This window comes from Paenibacillus sp. FSL H8-0280 (assembly GCF_045040665.1).
Lineage (GTDB): Bacteria > Bacillota > Bacilli > Paenibacillales > Paenibacillaceae > Paenibacillus > Paenibacillus xylanexedens_A.
Window position 1 is genome coordinate 4,184,759 of record NZ_CP150296.1, and the last position, 16,753, is coordinate 4,201,511.

At 44.5% G+C, this 16,753-nt stretch carries 13 protein-coding genes; 2 read left to right on the top strand and 11 right to left on the bottom strand.

The window, feature by feature from the left end:
* Nucleotides 1-140 precede the first annotated feature (140 nt).
* The 3 genes from MHI12_RS18215 to MHI12_RS18225 form a co-directional block, all read right to left on the bottom strand.
* Nucleotides 141-680, bottom strand: coding sequence for a GNAT family N-acetyltransferase (locus tag MHI12_RS18215; protein WP_405169963.1), 540 nt, complete (start codon nt 678-680; stop codon nt 141-143).
* The gene (locus tag MHI12_RS18220) at nt 655-1,128 is read right to left on the bottom strand and encodes a putative immunity protein (protein ID WP_405169964.1); all 474 of its coding nucleotides are present in this window, start codon (nt 1,126-1,128) and stop codon (nt 655-657) included. Before MHI12_RS18220 ends, MHI12_RS18215 begins: the two co-directional genes overlap by 26 nt.
* 115 nt (nt 1,129-1,243) lie before the next feature.
* Nucleotides 1,244-3,973 carry a family 78 glycoside hydrolase catalytic domain gene (locus MHI12_RS18225; protein ID WP_405169965.1) on the bottom strand — a complete coding sequence of 910 codons (2,730 nt, stop codon included), beginning with the start codon at nt 3,971-3,973 and terminating at the stop codon, nt 1,244-1,246.
* A gap of 134 nt (nt 3,974-4,107) precedes the next feature.
* Here MHI12_RS18225 and MHI12_RS18230 point away from each other — a divergent pair, with 134 nt between their 5' ends.
* Entirely contained in the window at nt 4,108-4,992 is an 885-nt protein-coding gene (locus MHI12_RS18230; protein WP_405169966.1) for a helix-turn-helix domain-containing protein, read from the top strand.
* 9 nt (nt 4,993-5,001) lie between these two features.
* Here the strand turns inward: MHI12_RS18230 and MHI12_RS18235 are convergent, their stop codons facing one another.
* From MHI12_RS18235 to licT, 4 genes are all read right to left on the bottom strand, one after another.
* The gene (locus MHI12_RS18235; RefSeq protein ID WP_036613472.1) at nt 5,002-5,568 is read right to left on the bottom strand and encodes a 5' nucleotidase, NT5C type; all 567 of its coding nucleotides are present in this window, start codon (nt 5,566-5,568) and stop codon (nt 5,002-5,004) included.
* A 168-nt stretch (nt 5,569-5,736) separates the two neighbouring features.
* Complete coding sequence (locus MHI12_RS18240; RefSeq protein WP_405169967.1) at nt 5,737-7,200, bottom strand: glycoside hydrolase family 1 protein; 1,464 nt, start codon at nt 7,198-7,200, stop codon at nt 5,737-5,739.
* A 49-nt stretch (nt 7,201-7,249) separates the two neighbouring features.
* Nucleotides 7,250-9,169 (bottom strand): beta-glucoside-specific PTS transporter subunit IIABC, encoded by a 1,920-nt coding sequence (locus MHI12_RS18245; protein WP_405169968.1) that lies wholly within the window; start codon nt 9,167-9,169, stop codon nt 7,250-7,252.
* 132 nt (nt 9,170-9,301) lie between these two features.
* Nucleotides 9,302-10,156, bottom strand: coding sequence for a BglG family transcription antiterminator LicT (gene licT, locus MHI12_RS18250; protein WP_405169969.1), 855 nt, complete (start codon nt 10,154-10,156; stop codon nt 9,302-9,304).
* A gap of 272 nt (nt 10,157-10,428) precedes the next feature.
* On the opposite strand from licT, the gene MHI12_RS18255 reads away from it, so the two are divergent.
* On the top strand, nt 10,429-11,451 hold the full coding sequence (locus tag MHI12_RS18255) for a hypothetical protein (RefSeq protein WP_405169970.1): 1,023 nt from the start codon (nt 10,429-10,431) through the stop codon (nt 11,449-11,451).
* A 168-nt stretch (nt 11,452-11,619) separates the two neighbouring features.
* On the opposite strand, the gene MHI12_RS18260 is transcribed toward MHI12_RS18255, so the two are convergent.
* From MHI12_RS18260 to zwf, 4 genes are all read right to left on the bottom strand, one after another.
* Entirely contained in the window at nt 11,620-12,723 is a 1,104-nt protein-coding gene (locus MHI12_RS18260) for a metallophosphoesterase (protein ID WP_405169971.1), read from the bottom strand.
* Nucleotides 12,724-12,969: 246 nt separating this feature from the next.
* The gene (gene gndA / locus MHI12_RS18265) at nt 12,970-14,388 is read right to left on the bottom strand and encodes an NADP-dependent phosphogluconate dehydrogenase (RefSeq protein WP_105599284.1); all 1,419 of its coding nucleotides are present in this window, start codon (nt 14,386-14,388) and stop codon (nt 12,970-12,972) included.
* 60 nt (nt 14,389-14,448) lie between these two features.
* A complete protein-coding gene (gene fsa, locus MHI12_RS18270; RefSeq protein WP_341007942.1) occupies nt 14,449-15,114 on the bottom strand; it encodes a fructose-6-phosphate aldolase in 666 nt (221 codons plus the stop codon).
* A 36-nt stretch (nt 15,115-15,150) separates the two neighbouring features.
* Nucleotides 15,151-16,674, bottom strand: coding sequence for a glucose-6-phosphate dehydrogenase (gene zwf / locus MHI12_RS18275; protein ID WP_339297188.1), 1,524 nt, complete (start codon nt 16,672-16,674; stop codon nt 15,151-15,153).
* Between the last annotated feature and the right edge of the window lie 79 nt (nt 16,675-16,753).

The window sequence follows — 16,753 nt, forward strand, 5'->3', positions numbered from 1 at the left end:
AAAGATAACCTCACTTGTGCCTGATATGGGATGATAGTTTCCGGCCGCAATCCAGATTCTATGCTTCATTTTAATCAGCACACGAGGGTAATACAATCATAATCCATATTATTTTCGTTATATTACATCATTATTCTGCATTATTCGACATTTTCTATCCAGAATCGTTCAACAATGTTGCCATTGGACTCCACATAGTCTTCATCCCGAATGCCACCATTTCGAAGGATAACCCTTCTGGAAGGCTCATTAACCGCATCGCATACGACCAATACTTTGGAAATTCCAAGCTCTCTCGTTTTCTCCAAAGAAAGCCTGAGAATTTCGGAACCATAGCCATTGTGCCGCTCTCCTGGACAAATACCATATCCAATATGCCCTCCACTGTTGAACAATTTATCGTTAAGCTCATGCCTTATATTCACAGCACCCACGATTTGTTGACTCTCCGTGACCAGCCAATATGTACTGTCTTTGACCCAGCCCTCCGGGATGTCGATCCCTTGTTCATTACGCTGCAAAAACGCCAACATCTCATCGAACGCATAAGGATCTTTGGAAATGACCCAAGGAACCATCAATTCTCCACTTCTGACCCAGTCTTCATAAAATGCCAAATACGCATCCTTATAGGCTTTTGATGGTTTAATTAATCTAACGTGTTCTTTCCCCATGATCATTACATCCTCCCAACAGATATTGATACTGCCACGTTCTCTCTTCTAGGACACGACGTTCTTGCTCTTCCATCAAACAGTCATAAAAGACAGCTTTCACTGCATACGTTGCGGCATGCACCGCATGGCCTTTCACATGTGCCGTTGCTGCTGCGTGCCCCGCCGCACGAGATGCAGCAGAGGCAGCGACATGATCGGCTTCCCGTGCAGCAGCATGAGCTGCAAAAGCCGCCTTTCGAGCATCAACCATGGCAATCTCTCCACGGATCCAACCTCTTCCTGCGTCAATGGCATCACGGGCGCGGAGATCATCCGTCTTCTTCTCAAATATATACAAGACACGTGCCGCACACTCCGCAGCCCAACAGGCCAATGTATGGTGATCCTGTTGCTTAGCCAAATTCTCTATTTCACTACGTAAAGGTGCATCTTTGAATGCAGGTTTTGCCATGGTCATGCTCCTTTCATTGTTCAAATACTACAAATTCACTCTCAGACAAGTTCGAAAAAGGACCTGCGTGTGTGCAGATCCTCTTCAAGTGTACCTTTTACCGCTTATTCTATCATTATACGGACTCTGTCAATTCAGCCTCCTGAACATCCCGATCCTTTTTAGCATCCGTGTCTTTGTACGTAAATTGGTAACTTCCAGATCCAAGTGTGACCTCAACATCGTCTCCAATGTTTTGAATATCCTGAACTCCACTTATCTGATCCAACTGATCCAACGGTTTCCCTTGTTCCAGCACGATCTGTGCACCTGCTCCAGGAAGACGTACCGTACCTCTCGTGTTGGCGGGAATATGCACCCGAATCTCCATTTCACCCTCCGCCAGCCGGTGCCAGCTTGAAGCAACTTGACCATACATCGTCTCCAGACTCGCTTCCACCCAATCCAGTCCAGGTCCGGGTTGCGGCTTGATATGCACCATTCGGAATCCTGGCTGATGTTCATCGGACCGAATGCCGGCAACGTAACGATACAACCATTCTCCAATCGCTCCGTACGCATAGTGGTTAAATGAGTTCATATCAGCACTCCAGAGACTGCCATCCTCTTTGATCCCATCCCAATGTTCCCAGACGGTCGTTGCGCCTTGAGTCACCTGATACAGCCAGGACGGATAATCCTCTTGAAAAAGTAATGTATATGCCAGGTCGTGAAGACCTGCATCACTCAATACCGGATTTAAATAAGGTGTGCCCACGAAACCTGTAGTAAGATGATTGCCCGCCTCTTTCACGAGTTTCGTCAATTGTTCAACTGCACGAGTTCGGGCAGTGGCTTCCAGCAGGTCAAACTGGAGTGCAAGAACATGCGCTGTTTGCGTTGGGACAGCAATTTTCCCAGCTGGAGTCACGAATTCATCTCGAAACGCATGAACAATGTTGGTATGCAACTGCTTGTAATATTCAGCATCATCTGTCTTTCCAAGGACTTCAGCCGCTTTTTGAGTTAACGACACCGAATAGGCATAGAATGCAGTCGCCACATAATCCGTGTCTGTTGCGCCGACATAACTATTGGGCTTGGAATCCAGTCCCAACCAATCGCCAAAGTGGAATCCCGTGTTCCACAGATATGGATTGTCACCCTGTACGTGAATGTATTCAATCCACCGCTTCATACTCTCATATTGCTCGGCCAGTAACCTGGCATCTCCATACATCTCATAGATGGTCCATGGACAGATGACTGCTGCATCCCCCCAAGCCGCAGAAGAATGACTGGTGTCTCCCCATCCTTCTGACGTGGAACTTCTCAGATCGGGAACGAAGAATGGAATACCGCCATCTTCTCCCTGATCCGCTTCCAGATCCCGCAACCATTTGGTGAAGAAGGGCGCCGTGTTCATCAGGTAAGAAGACGTGCGGACAAACATCTGTGCATCCCCGGTCCATCCGAGTCGTTCATCTCTCTGTGGACAGTCTGTCGGCACGTCAAGAAAATTCCCCTTTTGCCCCCACAATATATTGTGATGCAGTTGGTTCACCAGTGGACTAGAGCATGAAAACTGACCTGTTGGCTCCATATTCGAGTGCAGCACTATTCCGGTGAATTCATCCAGACGAATGTGTTCCGGGAAGCCAACCAGCTTAACATAACGGAACCCTTGGAACGTAAAATGCGGTTCAAATGTTTCCACGCCATCCCCCTTGCACGTGTAGCGAATACACTGCTTAGCGGCGCGAAGATTATCGGTGTAAAAGTTGCCTTCATGATCCAAGATCTCAGCATGGTGCAGCTCAACCGTCTGACCTGCCTCACCTTGAATGCTGAATCTCACCCATCCCACCATATTCTGCCCCATATCTATTACACGATCTCCCTGTGGGGTTGTCAGCAAAGCAATTGGATGTAGCTGTTCTACTTGGGTGACGGGTACGTTCTCCTGTGCAACGATGATATCTTTGGGATGCTCCAGTACATTCACGGGTGACCAATTCGTCTGAGATGAATCCGACCAATCGGACTCCATTCGTGCATCATACGTCTCCCCCATATAGATGTCCGACATACGAATGGCACTAGGAGCAGCGGTCCAATCCCCATTGGATAGAATACATTCCTCTGATCCATCTGCGTATTTCATATGCAGTTCCAGCAGCAATGCGGACGTTGAACCAAATATCTCCCGTTCTTTGTTCCAGCCAAGATATCCTCGGTACCAGCCATCTCCCAGATTAACACCTAAAGTATTCTGTCCATCCTGAAGCAGGTGGGTAACATCATAAGTTTGATATTGTAATCGCTTACGATAAGAGGTCCAACCAGGTGTAAAATAATCTTCTCCTACTCTTGTGTTGTTCAGATGCAACTCGTATAATCCAAGTGCTGTTACATATATTCTGGCAGAAGTAATCGCTTGTTTCACATTAAACTGCTTACGCATACGCGGGCAAGACGTATCTCCACCATCTGATGGTTGAGCTGTGATCCATTCTGCTTGCCACTTGTTATGACTATCCATAAGCCCCATCTCGAAATAAGCCATTTCAGACCAGCCCGAATCACTTCCTGCATCATCCCATGCCTGAATCCGGTAATAGTATCGCGTTTGTGGAGAAGGCTGAAAATGGTTTAATTCCACATGTATGGATTGATCCGTACTTATCTCGCCAGAATCCCATGCAATTCCATCAAAATCTTCCGTCAATGACAGCTGAATCTGATAAGCGGATTGCATGCAGTTCCGACGATTGGATTGCAGCTGCCAGCTTAATCTCGGTGATTGGACATCAAGGCCTATCGGATTGATTCTATACTCGCAGCGAAGGTGACTTACGTTGAACATTAGCAGATCGTCCTTTCCATCTTGGCTTCCCATTCGGGGTTACGATATAATTATATCGATCCTGTTGCCCTAAATACCCGGTTTTCAGGACTATTTCACCCGGTAATTCAGCCATCTGTGCGAGGAGGTTGCTTGTGAATTCATCTGTACAACTCATGAAAAGCGAATACTTTCTGCATAATCATCTGCAACTTTTTGTCAATCGTTGCTCTGAAGATTTTGTGCTTCCTTTTCACGCACATGATTTTATTGAGTATAGTTATGTTGCCGAAGGAAAGGGCTTTCATCATATCGGTGAAGATGTCATTCCGGTGACAAAGGGGATGCTGTTTGTTATTCCTGTCGGCGTTCCTCATGTCTTTCGTCCTGTGAGCACCAACGTAACCGAGCATCCGTTAATTCTATATAATTGCTTATTTAATGCTGAATTGATCCACACGCTGACAGCAATCATTCAGGAAAAAGAAATCATTCAACATCTGATGGATCTGGCACAAAATCAGGTTCCTTATATATCCGTTGTGGATCACAACGATCGGATTGAAGAACTAATGGTGAAGCTATATCGTGAATCCTCCGTTCAGGGGATAGGTTCGTCTACCATGTTATACACCTTGGTAAGCCAGTTGGTACTGATGACCTACAGACAACTTTATCAAAAGGAACATGATGAAGAGCATCATTCCACCGGTTTTGATTACATTCTTCATTATCTCAAACAACACGTAAGCAATCGTATTCGGATGTCTGATCTGGTCCGTGTATCAGGCTGGAGCGAGAAGCAAATTGGACGAATGTTTCTGCGACATACCGGCCAGACCTTTAGCAGCTACCTTCAACACCTGCGTATACAAAAAAGCTGTGAACTGCTTAAGAGTTCACAGCACAAAGTCAGCCTGATTTCAGAACTGGTCGGATATCGGGATATGGATTCATTCTATGCTACATTCAAAAAAATAACAGGCGAAACACCTCTCGCCTATCGCAAAAAATCCAGAGCACAGCACTCTGGACAATAAGATTTACTTTCAGACACCAACAACTTGTAACACTTCATCTATGTATGCCTTGGCCTCTTTCCATGAAGACATCAACGGAAAGTTGTATCGCTCACGCTCCTGTATATTCCACGGATGTGGAATACAGATGACCTTTTTGCCGTCCTCATGCGCGGGAATCAGGTTATGTGCTCCATCATCAATGAGCAGATCGAAACCGAGCAAGTTTTTTCTTTTGCATGTAATAAACTGTTCTGCGGTTATAAAAGGCATATGCTGCTGAAGCCAGTTCCACTTCTCAACGACTGTTCTTGGTTCTGCTGCCGTCACAACAATAACATCATAAGCATCGTTCAGCTTTCGCATCTCATCTACAACATATTCGTCGTATAACTCCAATTCCTCGAACAGACCCGGCCGACCATAAAATACATCATGCGTGCTCTCTGGATGACGCAAATGGGATGTATCCCAATGAATCATATCCTCGTAGCGCAACGGATGGGTCGGGAAGTTGAGGTTGTTGTGATATATAGCCCGCTTGACCAGATGACATATCGTGTCATCCATATCTACAGCAATAATAGGCTTCTTCATGGTTATCCCTCCCCCAATACGATCACAGTATACCATCCAGAATGTTATGTAGTCATCTTTTTTACCTTGAAATGCCAATAGCGTTGATGAGAATTCTACCTGATTATATTAAAAAGGCGCCCCGGCGCCGTAATACCAGCTACGCCCGGGGTGCCTTTATAGATTAATCTATTCCAAGTTCTCGCCATTTGAGGCAATGACTTTTTGGTACCAGCCAAAGCTCTTTTTCTTATACCGATTCAATGTGCCTTGTCCGTTGTCATCCTGATCCACGTAGATCACGCCATAACGCTTGGACATTTCCGAAGTGGATGCACTGATGATATCAATCGCTCCCCAGTTGGTATATCCCATCAGGTCCACACCATCCATAACGGCTTCTTTCATTTGTGTAATATGTTTTCTCAGATAATCAATCCGATAATCATCGTTGATGGAACCGTCTGCTTCAACGGTATCTTTGGCACCAAGGCCGTTCTCTACCACAAACAATGGCAGTTGATAACGGTCATACAGCTCTTTCAGTGCAACGCGCAGACCGATCGGATCAAGCTGCCAGCCCCATTCCGTACGCTCCAGATTCGGGTTCTTAATCGTACTGTACAGGTTTCCTCCAGTTACTCCATATTCCTCTGGGTTCACTGCGGACACCAAGGATGTGTAATAACTGAACGAGATGAAATCAACCGTATGCTCACGCAGGATCTGCTCGTCCCCCGGTTCCATGGCAATGGTAATTCCGTTCTCTGCCCAGTACCGAGCCATGAACGTTGGATAACTACCACGAACTTGTACATCTGTATGCAGCAGGTTCAGCTGATTATCGATCTGTGCTTGCAGCACATCCTCTGGCTTCGATGTCGCCGGGTAATGAATCATACGTGCAAGCATACATCCGATCTGGAAGTTCGGGTTAATCTGACGTGCTTTTTCTGTCACCAGGCTGCTAGCTACAAATTGATGATGAAGTGCCTGATAAGAAGCCTGCATTGTGTTCTCAACCCGGTCTTCAATAATACCGCCACCTGTGAACGGTTCAATAATGGTTGTGTTAATCTCATTAAACGTCAACCAGTATTTAACCTTGTCCTTGTACCGGGTCATCACCGTTTCCGCATATCTTACAAAATGTCCAATCACTTCGCGGCCAGCCCAGCCGTTGTATTTCAGAACAAGTGCCATAGGCATCTCATAATGCGAGAGGGTTACAAGTGGTTCGATATCGTTTTTCCGGAGTTCATCGAACACTTCGTCATAGAAACGCAATCCCTCTTCATTTGGCTCGGTATCATAACCATTCGGGAAAATACGCGGCCAGTTGATGGACAGACGGAATGTCTTGAAGCCCAGCTCTGCGAACAGCGCAATATCCTCTTTGAAACGGTGGTAAAAATCAATCCCGTAACGCTTCGGATAACCTGCTGCACTGTGATGTGCCATTGCTTTCTCAACCGTTGCACTGGTAACATGCATTAGTTCTCTAAGGTTGGTGTAGTCCTTTTTCTCAAAATAAGGAACCATGTCGGCTGTTGACCACCCTTTGCCGCCAGCGTCGAATCCACCTTCAGCCTGGTTGGCGGCAATAGCGCCGCCCCATAGAAAACCTTCCGGAAACCCTTGTCGATTAATCATTCGAATCTCTCCTTCTTTTGTTGATATTGTTAGTCCTAAGACGGACCGTTTAGATCTCAGCTTTCAAGACGTCTTCACCCATCGTGATTTCGCCCAATTTCACAGGTAAAACCTGCTTGTAATCAGCCGTATTGGTAACAACCATAGCGGTTGTGATGTCGTATTCTTTTGCAATCTCGGCCAGTTCAAATGTGAGTAATTTGTCTCCAGCCTGTACACGTGCTCCTGTAGCAACATGTGCATCAAAATACTGTCCACGCAGCTTCACCGTGTTAATTCCAACATGAATCAACAATTCCATTCCGTTATCACTGCGGACAACGATCGCATGTTTTGTTTTGAACACATTCATGATGGTACCTGTCACTGGAGATACCAATTCGCCCACCGTTGGAACAAATGCCACACCTTTACCCATCAATTCATCACCAAATGTTGGATCGTTGACTTCTTTGAGCGGGATGGATTTACCTGTCATCGGTGCAACAGCTACTGCATCACTCGTTGGTGTTGGATCGCCCATGTCGTCTACATTTACGGTTGCAGCATCGTTAGAAGTTACTTTCGCTGGTGCTGTAGAAGCACCCGGTGAGAATTGAGCCAACGCCTCTGCGTCTCCTTCTTCTTCCTTGATACCAAATATCGTAGACATGATTGCACCCACGATAAAGGCCAAAATCATACCCCCAAAGGAATACCAGAAGGTCTGTCCGATCAGGGAAGGAAGTCCTGGGAGACCACCGTTACCCGCAAGTACATACGCTTTCGCGCCAAAAGCAAGTGCAAATCCGCCACCCACTGCACTACCAATCATCGCTGCGGCAAATGGTTTTTTGTATTTCATGTTTACACCGTACATAGCTGGCTCCGTTACACCCATCAGAGCTGTAAAGCTCGTGGACAATGCCACCGTTTTGAGTTTTTTATCTTTTGCCCGGAAGAATACGCCGAGTGTTGCACCAGCCTGACCCATATTGGAGATAAAGGTCAATGGCAAGAATTTATCAAAGCCCAGTGTAGCGATATTACTCAGGATGATCGGCACAAGTGCATAGTGCATTCCTGTCATAATAATGAGTGCCATCGCGCCGCCAAGAACAATACCTGCAATCAATCCGCCTTCATTCAGCAGCCAGTTGATACCGCCAGACAATCCGCTACCTACAAATGTACCCAATGGACCGATCGCAATCAGCGTTACCGGAACCATTACAAGCAAGGTAATCAGTGGCACAAGCAATAGCTTGAGCGCAGCAGGGATAACACGGTCAACCCATTTCTCAACATAGGACATCAACCATACTGCAAGAAGAATCGGGATAACCGATGAAGCATAACTTACTGCTGTAACCGGGATTCCCAAAAATCCAACCGATTCACCGCTAGATAACAATGCTGTCATGTCTGGATACATGAGTGCCGTACCTAGTGCAATCGCAACAAACGGGTTACTGCCGAATTTACGAGCAGCGCTGACTGCAATCAGTAAAGGCAGGTAGTGGAATACGCCGTCACCAATGGCTGAAAGAATACGATACGTATCCGTTCCAGCAGACATCCAACCTACGGACACAAATAGTGCAAGTAATCCCTTGAGCATACCTGCCGCAGTAATCGCTGGAAGCATCGGAGCAAAGACACCTGCGATTGTTTCAAAAATTTTCAGCACGACATTTTGTTTTTTATCCGACTTTGGCTCTTTCTTTTCTGTAGTTTGCTGGATTGCCGGATTTTCCTTCACCATGGCATCGAACACTTTTGCCACATCATTACCGATAATGACTTGGAATTGGTCGCCGGAAATATTTGTTCCCATGACCTTATCCAATTTCTTGAGTGAGCCATTATCGACTTTATCGTTATTCTTCAAATCAAAGCGTAGTCGAGTAACGCAGTGATAAACTGAGTTAATATTGTTTGTTCCCCCAACGGCTTTGATGATTTCCTGCGCCGTTTCCTGATGTTTCATGATGTTTTCCTCCTCATTTTTCCAATAAAAAATACCCGAACGAATCTAGCGCACATTGATGGCGCCATCTCATTCGGGTATTGCCTGATTGAACAGTAACAAGCCCATAGGATATCCAGTTGTAATTTGATTCTATTGCGCGGACTTCTCGTCCCGCTTGGTTTTCATCAAACGTTCCAGATGGAGCGTTAGATATAACTGCTCAGAGTGAGTCATGTCATACTGATAGTTCTTATGGATAAAAGTCTCGATCTTGCCAATACATTTGAATGTCTCCGGATAGTTTTTCCGAACCACTTCATATAAATACTCCTCAGCATCATCATGTGAAGAATGAGTAATGACACGCTGACAGAAATATTTCAAATGGGTGATGAAGCGGAAATAATTGACGCTATCTTCATCCAATTCGACGTTGAAGTGATATTTGATGATATTCATAATCTCCTGCAACAGCTGCATCAGATGGGTGACATCGTTCATGGAATCATTCACTTCCGCATTGATGAAATGTAAGGCAATATTACAGATTTCATCTTTTGGAAACTCAATATCCAGTCTTTCCTTCAGCAAGGTCAGTGCTTCTCTGGCCACATCATACTCCGCCTTATAGAAGTGCTGAACTTCCCAAGAAAGTGGATTACGAGTAATCATTCCTTTTTCCAAGCGTTGAACAGCAAAGTGAATGTGATCAGACAGCGAGACATAGATCCCGTCACTGATGGTTTTGTTCAGTTGCGTTCGTGCCAGTGTCACAATATCATCTGTTGCCTGCAGAATCTCAATCGGCACTTCAGCTACGATGGATTTGAATTTCTCATAAATCGATGCATCCTGAAGACGAAATACCTTCTCAATCCGCTCTTCATCAATCTCATCGCCTGCTTTGAACTTAAATCCGATACCCCGGCCGAGGATCAGTAGTTCCTGATTTTTGTCATCCACGGTACTGACAATATTGTTATTAAATATCTGTTTAATAATCATTACGGACCCACCTGGTTTTTTTTGAGGAATAAAAAAGGGCAAAACCAAAACAGAAATAATAAAATCATTTCCATAGTGGTTTTGCCCGCATTACCGGTAACAAGCCTCGGATCTAATTTATCATAACCTGAAAACGGTGTCAACCCAAAAATACTACCGCTCTATTCCACTTTTTTAGGTCATATGAAACATTTACCTTTTATGTTATTTTGAAATGAGATATAACCTTTGATATTTAATAATATGACCCAATCTAATCAGGAGGATTCACCTTGAAAAAAATCACTTCGTTTACCGCCGTCATTGCTGCCATCTCGCTATTGTTATCAGCGCCTCCCACCTTGGCCGCAAAATCCAATGAACTCTCGTTAATAGAGAATTACGAGTCCGCCGACCAGCTGGATCGGAAGACACAAAAACTTTTGAATGATGAAATAGTTAAACTCGTGGGGAAACAGAACATTCAATTCATCAAAATAGACACATCATTTGATCCGTGGGTCATTAACGGAACTATAGATGGAACTGGATTCGCAGATTTCACACAAAGATACGATCCTGATACAAATCATGTCGCGTCCACCCTTATCATGTATGATACCGCTGATCTCAATAAAGTCATGAATAATGCGCTACGCCTGAAGCTTGATGCCTTCTTAAAAACGTTTGAGGATGAAGATATCTTCATTAAAAGTGGATTTTTGCGTTTCAAAGCCAATGATCAGGACCATGGACATTTACTCCAAAACTACTGGGTCATCTTTGGACCAAGTCAACAACTTTACATCGATGTGGACAAAGATAATCAAATGTCGGCAATTCTGCAATATAAAATCGATGATTCCTATGCCTGGATGACAAACATAGCACGAAATTCACTCAAAACACTTGGAATACCCACAGTAAAAGCTTTTGATTACACCTTATTTACCGTAGAAGGAAAAGATATGTTATGGCAGTATCGAGATGACGACAATCTAAATTACGTACATATCGGCAGCAAGACCGGAAAGGTATGGAAAGTCACCAACGAACTAGGTATTAACTGGAAAAACGATACTCATTTCAAGAAGTTTTTTGCCAAGCCCAAGCTCAGCAAAAACAAAGCACTATCTATTGCTATACCTACAGTCAGATCTATATTTGATATTGAGCTAAAAGGTTATTCCGTTCGTATCCAAGAGAACGAGTACACCTTCACGAAAAAAGGAGCCACAACGCTTATCGGTAAAATCAATACAAAAGGCGCATTTTATTCGTTTGAAGCCATTCCTTCAAAAGGGGTAAGAAACTAACTTACATATTAAAAAACAAGCTGCTTGAAGCGCCGATTTAAAATTGCATAAGAAATACTCCGCTTTATGACGACAGTCGATTTGATCTTGTCATCATACAGCGGAGCCAGTATCATCAATCTACGCTTGACGTGCTTATAACGAGCCCTTTTCTCGAAGGGCCTTTCATCATTGCTGGAAGGTCACATTAATCTGTACAATCTCCGAACGACTACTAGTACGAATTGGAGGTCCCCAGAAGCCAAATCCTGAGGTTACGATGGAGTGCATAGAACCCTTTTGCAGATAACCCCAATCATTCTCGTAAATCGCTTTTGTGATGAACTGAGCCGGCGCAATCTGTCCACGGTGGGTGTGACCGGATACGACCAGATCTACATTGTTCTGCTCCGCAATATCCAGATCATACGGTTGGTGATCCATCATAAATACCGGTTGATTCAAGTCAGTACCTTGCATTAAAGTAGCTACTTCTGCACGATCCTTCTCTGTTCGGTCTTTCCGACCAATGAGGGTGATCTTGTCGTCCAGTACAATCTTGTCATCGTACAAAACTTGCATGTTGCTCTTCTCCAGCGCAGCAATCAGATCTTCAATCGGACCATCGAACTTATCGTGATTCCCGAGTGAAGCATAGACGCCGTATGGAGCCTGAATGTCACTGATAATATCAGCAATTCCGCTATTGAGGTACATATCCAGATTGTCATCAATAATATCTCCAGGGTACAGCACCAGATCCGGCTTCAGAGCATTAATCTCTTCCACCATGCGTTTGGCATGAGCAGGGCCAGATAGAAGTCCGAAGTGCATATCGGCAGCCATGACAATGTTGAGCTTGTCTATACCATCTACTTTTTTATCAATCTGGATATTATATGTTCTCACTACCGGGCTGTAAGCGTTGAAAATTCCATAACTCATTGTAGACACTAACAATACCAGTGTAACAACACCTGCCCATTTCTGAGTGTGATGTCTCGGAATACGGGTTAATCTCAGCAACCACATCGTCAGGTGAACGACGGGCAGGATTAGCAATAACAACGAGAAGATCGCCAGCCAGTAAGAACCGATGATACTGAGAAACGAGATACTTCCAAACACACGTGCCAAAATGAAGGAAACAGCAAGGAATACAAGCGCTATAATATAAAACCATCGAAATCTGGCGGACACGACTGGTTTCATCCAACTCCAACCGCTCCAGCCTATGTAGAACACTAATAAACCGTATACGACCAAAAACAATATACCTGCTAATACAAACATGCCCGGTCTAACCTCCACGTCAATAAGTTGTATTCTGAATTTTCATCACGGATGTAGTTCCGTCTGAACAAGTATAACGTAGTTGAAGAGTCAGATCACCTGTTTGCCAAACCCAGATTCGTACATTTTATTACAATTTGATAATATTTAAATTCAAACCATTAACCAGAAAAAGCATTCCCGCAGCCGCCCTGAATAGTTAAATTCAAGGACAACTGCAGGAATGCTATAATTTCGGAATTAAAATTACTCGTTTGTGTCCATCCACTGGAAGTGGAATGAACCTTCTTTGTCCACACGTTTGAATGTGTGAGCACCGAAGTAGTCACGTTGAGCTTGCAGCAAGTTTGCTGGCAAACGCTCTGTACGGTAGCTGTCGTAGTAAGAAAGAGCGCTGGAGAAACCAGGTACTGGAATACCTTGTTTTACAGCAGCCGCTATAACTTCACGCCATGCGCCTTGATAAGATTCAACGATGTTTTGGAAGTAAGGATCCAAGAGCAGGTTTTTGAGTTCTGCATCTTTGTCATATGCTTCTTTAATGTTTTGCAAGAACTGCGAACGGATGATGCAGCCGCCACGGAAGATCATGGCAATGTTGCCGTATTTCAGATCCCAGCCGTATTCATCGGAAGCTGCACGCATTTGTGCAAATCCTTGTGCATAGGATACGATTTTACTTGCAAACAATGCTTTACGCACGTTCTCGATGAACGCTTTTTTGTCGCCAGAGAATGCTTCAGTTGCTGGTCCGCTAAGGATTTTGCTAGCTGCTACACGCTCGTCCTTCATGGCAGACAGGAAACGGGAGAATACGGATTCTGTGATCATGGACAATGGAACGCCGAGATCCAGCGCACTTTGGCTTGTCCATTTACCTGTTCCTTTTTGTCCAGCCGCATCCAGAATAACGTCAACCATTGGTTTTCCTGTTTCTGGATCGTATTTGGAGAAGATATCTGCCGTGATTTCGATCAGGTAGCTGTCCAGCTCCCCTTGATTCCACTCGGTGAAGATTTCATGCAATTCTTCAACGGAAACGTTCAATACGGATTTGAGCAAGTGATAAGCTTCACCAATCAACTGCATATCTCCGTACTCGATACCATTATGCACCATTTTCACATAGTGTCCGGCACCGTCTGGTCCGATATATGTGCTGCAAGCGTCATCGCCAACTTTAGCGGAGATCGCTGTCAGGATCGGTTCTACCAACTGATAAGCACTTTCCTGACCGCCTGGCATGATTGCCGGGCCTTTCAGTGCGCCTTCTTCACCACCGGATACACCTGCCCCGATGAAGCGGAAACCTTTTTCTTCCAGTTCTTTACTGCGACGTTGTGTGTCAGGGAAGTAAGCATTACCACCATCGATAATAATGTCGCCTTGATCCAGATGAGGAAGCAGTTGCTCAATCGTTGCATCTGTTGCTTTTCCTGCTTGGACCATGATCAGAATTTTACGCGGAGACTCCAGGGATTCCACGAATTCTTCAATGGTGAACGCACCTGTCAGGTTTTTACCTTCTGCTTCTTTCAGAAGATCGTTCGTTTTCTCCGGGGAACGGTTAAATACCGCTACCGAGAAACCTTTGCTTTCAATATTCAAAGCCAGGTTTTTACCCATTACTGCCAATCCAATAACACCAATCTGTTGTTTACTCATTATGTCCTCCCAATACTCCATTATTTATATAGTAAGTTGAAACGAATAAATGTTCAGTGATTATTGTACTGTTTTTTTCCAGTCCGCTGCAAATTTGTCCATACCTTGATCTGTCAGTGGGTGTTTGGAGATTTGTTCAATGACGGAGAATGGAACAGTAGCGATATGTGCTCCCGCCATTGCTACACGTGTAACGTGATCCGGATGTCTTACAGAAGCCGCAATAATCTGTGCATCCAGGTTATGTGTACGGAACAATTCAGCAATTTTGGTAACCAATTGTACGCCATCTTCGGAGATATCATCAAGACGTCCCAGGAATGGGGATACATATGTCGCACCAGCACGAGCAGCCAGAAGCGCCTGGTTCACAGTGAAGATCAACGTTACATTGGTTTTCACGCCTTTTTTGGTCAAGTAACGGCAAGCTTCAAGTCCTGCAAGTGTCATTGGCAATTTGATCGTAATGTTTTTGTCGCTGTTGTTAATTTTGATCAATTCGTTCGCTTGCGCGATCATTTCTTCAGCAGTAAGGGCATCTGGTGTCACTTCCGCAGAAACGGACTCCACTTCAGGTACCAAACGCAAGATTTCTTCAATACGATCTTCGAATTTCACGCCCTCTTTGGCTACCAAAGATGGGTTTGTTGTTACACCAGACAATACGCCGATTTTGTATGCTTTTTGGATATCTTCCACGTTAGCTGTATCGATAAAAAATTTCATGATTTAATTACCTCCAGATATATTTTTTATTTTGGTTTAGAGATTCGCATTAACCGCCAAGGGTATGCTATTTGTAACTACAGACTCCTGATCCGCCGGCTCATCAAACCACCAGTGGTGACCTTCTTCTTCAAGCATAACATCTGATTCAGCCGGTCCATAGCTACCCGCAGGATACAGGTGAAGTGGCAACAGATTTTCCTGGAATGCATCCAGAATTGGCTGCACCCACGCCCATGACAATTCTACTTCATCCCAGTGGGCAAAGAATGTTGGATCACCCAGCAAAGCATCACGAATCAGATTCTCGTAAGCTTCTGCGAGGTCACCTTTATCCGGAGAAAGATCGATGTGAACCGGTTTGAATTCACCTTTATTCTCAGGATCACTTGCATTCAGTTGCAATGTCATACTCTGATCCGGACTCATCTCAATGACGAGCAGGTTTGGCTTGGAACCCTTGTTTTTCAGCACATTTGTCTGTCCTGAAGGTTCTTTGAATTCAATCACGATACGTGTTGATTTCTCCTTCATTCTTTTACCCGTGCGAATGTAAAACGGAACACCACGCCAGAAGAAATCATCAATTTGCAACTTGGCAGCAATGAATGTGTCATTCATCGTATTCTCGGCTACACCCGGTTCAGCAGTATAAGCATTTACCGGTTTACCTTGAATATTGCCTTCTGCATACTGTCCACGGATGATGTTTGCGCCCACAGTTTGTTTTTGTAACGGCTGGATCGATTCCATAATGTGTTTTTTCTTCAATCCAACTTTTTCGGAAGTACTGTTGTATGGAAGCTGGATCGCCATCATCATGAGCAATTGCAACATATGATTCTGGAACATGTCTCGCACTGCACCAACATGATCATAATAGGATGCACGTTCTTCGACACCTACAGTCTCATTTGCTGTAATTTGCACATTGGAGATGTAACGGTTGTTCCATAACGCCTTCATGATTGGGTTACTCTGATGCAACGTCTCCAGACGCTGTACCATCGGTTTGCCCAAATAGTGGTCAATCCGATAAATCTCTTCCTCCGTGAACGATTCGCTTAATTTGCGATTAAGATCTCTCGCGGACTGTAGATCGTGACCAAATGGCTTCTCGATGACGAGGCGTTTCCAGCCCTCTGTGGAACCCAGTCCACTTTCTTGAATGTTCTCGGCAATCGGTTCGAAAAATTCCGGACCAACCGAGAGATAAAACAAGCGATTGGACGGAATACCAAGCTCAGCTTCTCTTTGTTCAACTAATCCCAACAGCTTTATATAATCTTCCTTATGGCTTATATTCAATACACTGTAGCGGAAAGCTTTCACAAATGACTTCACAACTTCAGGATCAGCTTGGCGTCTGGAAAATTCATTTAATGATTTTTCCACTTGTGCCTGAAAGAATTCATCAGACCACTCTCTACGCCCCAGACCAATCAATGAGAAGGTTTCAGGAAGCTTCTGCTCAAGATATAAGTTATATAAGGCAGGATATATTTTTCTTTTGGCTAAATCGCCAGTAGCACCAAATAAAACAATGGTAGTTGGTTCCATCTCACCGTTCTCCTTCCAAGTAACTCTGGTTTCTTTGTTGTAGTTACACTATAATACGTTTTATAGCTATACAAGTAAT

Coding starts and splice junctions, on each gene's coding strand:
- MHI12_RS18215 (WP_405169963.1), bottom strand. CDS start 680: ATGATCATGGGGAAAGAACACGTTAGATTAATTAAACCATCAAAAGCC.
- MHI12_RS18220 (WP_405169964.1), bottom strand. CDS start 1,128: ATGGCAAAACCTGCATTCAAAGATGCACCTTTACGTAGTGAAATAGAG.
- MHI12_RS18225 (WP_405169965.1), bottom strand. CDS start 3,973: ATGTTCAACGTAAGTCACCTTCGCTGCGAGTATAGAATCAATCCGATA.
- MHI12_RS18235 (WP_036613472.1), bottom strand. CDS start 5,568: ATGAAGAAGCCTATTATTGCTGTAGATATGGATGACACGATATGTCAT.
- MHI12_RS18240 (WP_405169967.1), bottom strand. CDS start 7,200: ATGATTAATCGACAAGGGTTTCCGGAAGGTTTTCTATGGGGCGGCGCT.
- MHI12_RS18245 (WP_405169968.1), bottom strand. CDS start 9,169: ATGAAACATCAGGAAACGGCGCAGGAAATCATCAAAGCCGTTGGGGGA.
- licT (WP_405169969.1), bottom strand. CDS start 10,156: ATGATTATTAAACAGATATTTAATAACAATATTGTCAGTACCGTGGAT.
- MHI12_RS18260 (WP_405169971.1), bottom strand. CDS start 12,723: ATGTTTGTATTAGCAGGTATATTGTTTTTGGTCGTATACGGTTTATTA.
- gndA (WP_105599284.1), bottom strand. CDS start 14,388: ATGAGTAAACAACAGATTGGTGTTATTGGATTGGCAGTAATGGGTAAA.
- fsa (WP_341007942.1), bottom strand. CDS start 15,114: ATGAAATTTTTTATCGATACAGCTAACGTGGAAGATATCCAAAAAGCA.
- zwf (WP_339297188.1), bottom strand. CDS start 16,674: ATGGAACCAACTACCATTGTTTTATTTGGTGCTACTGGCGATTTAGCC.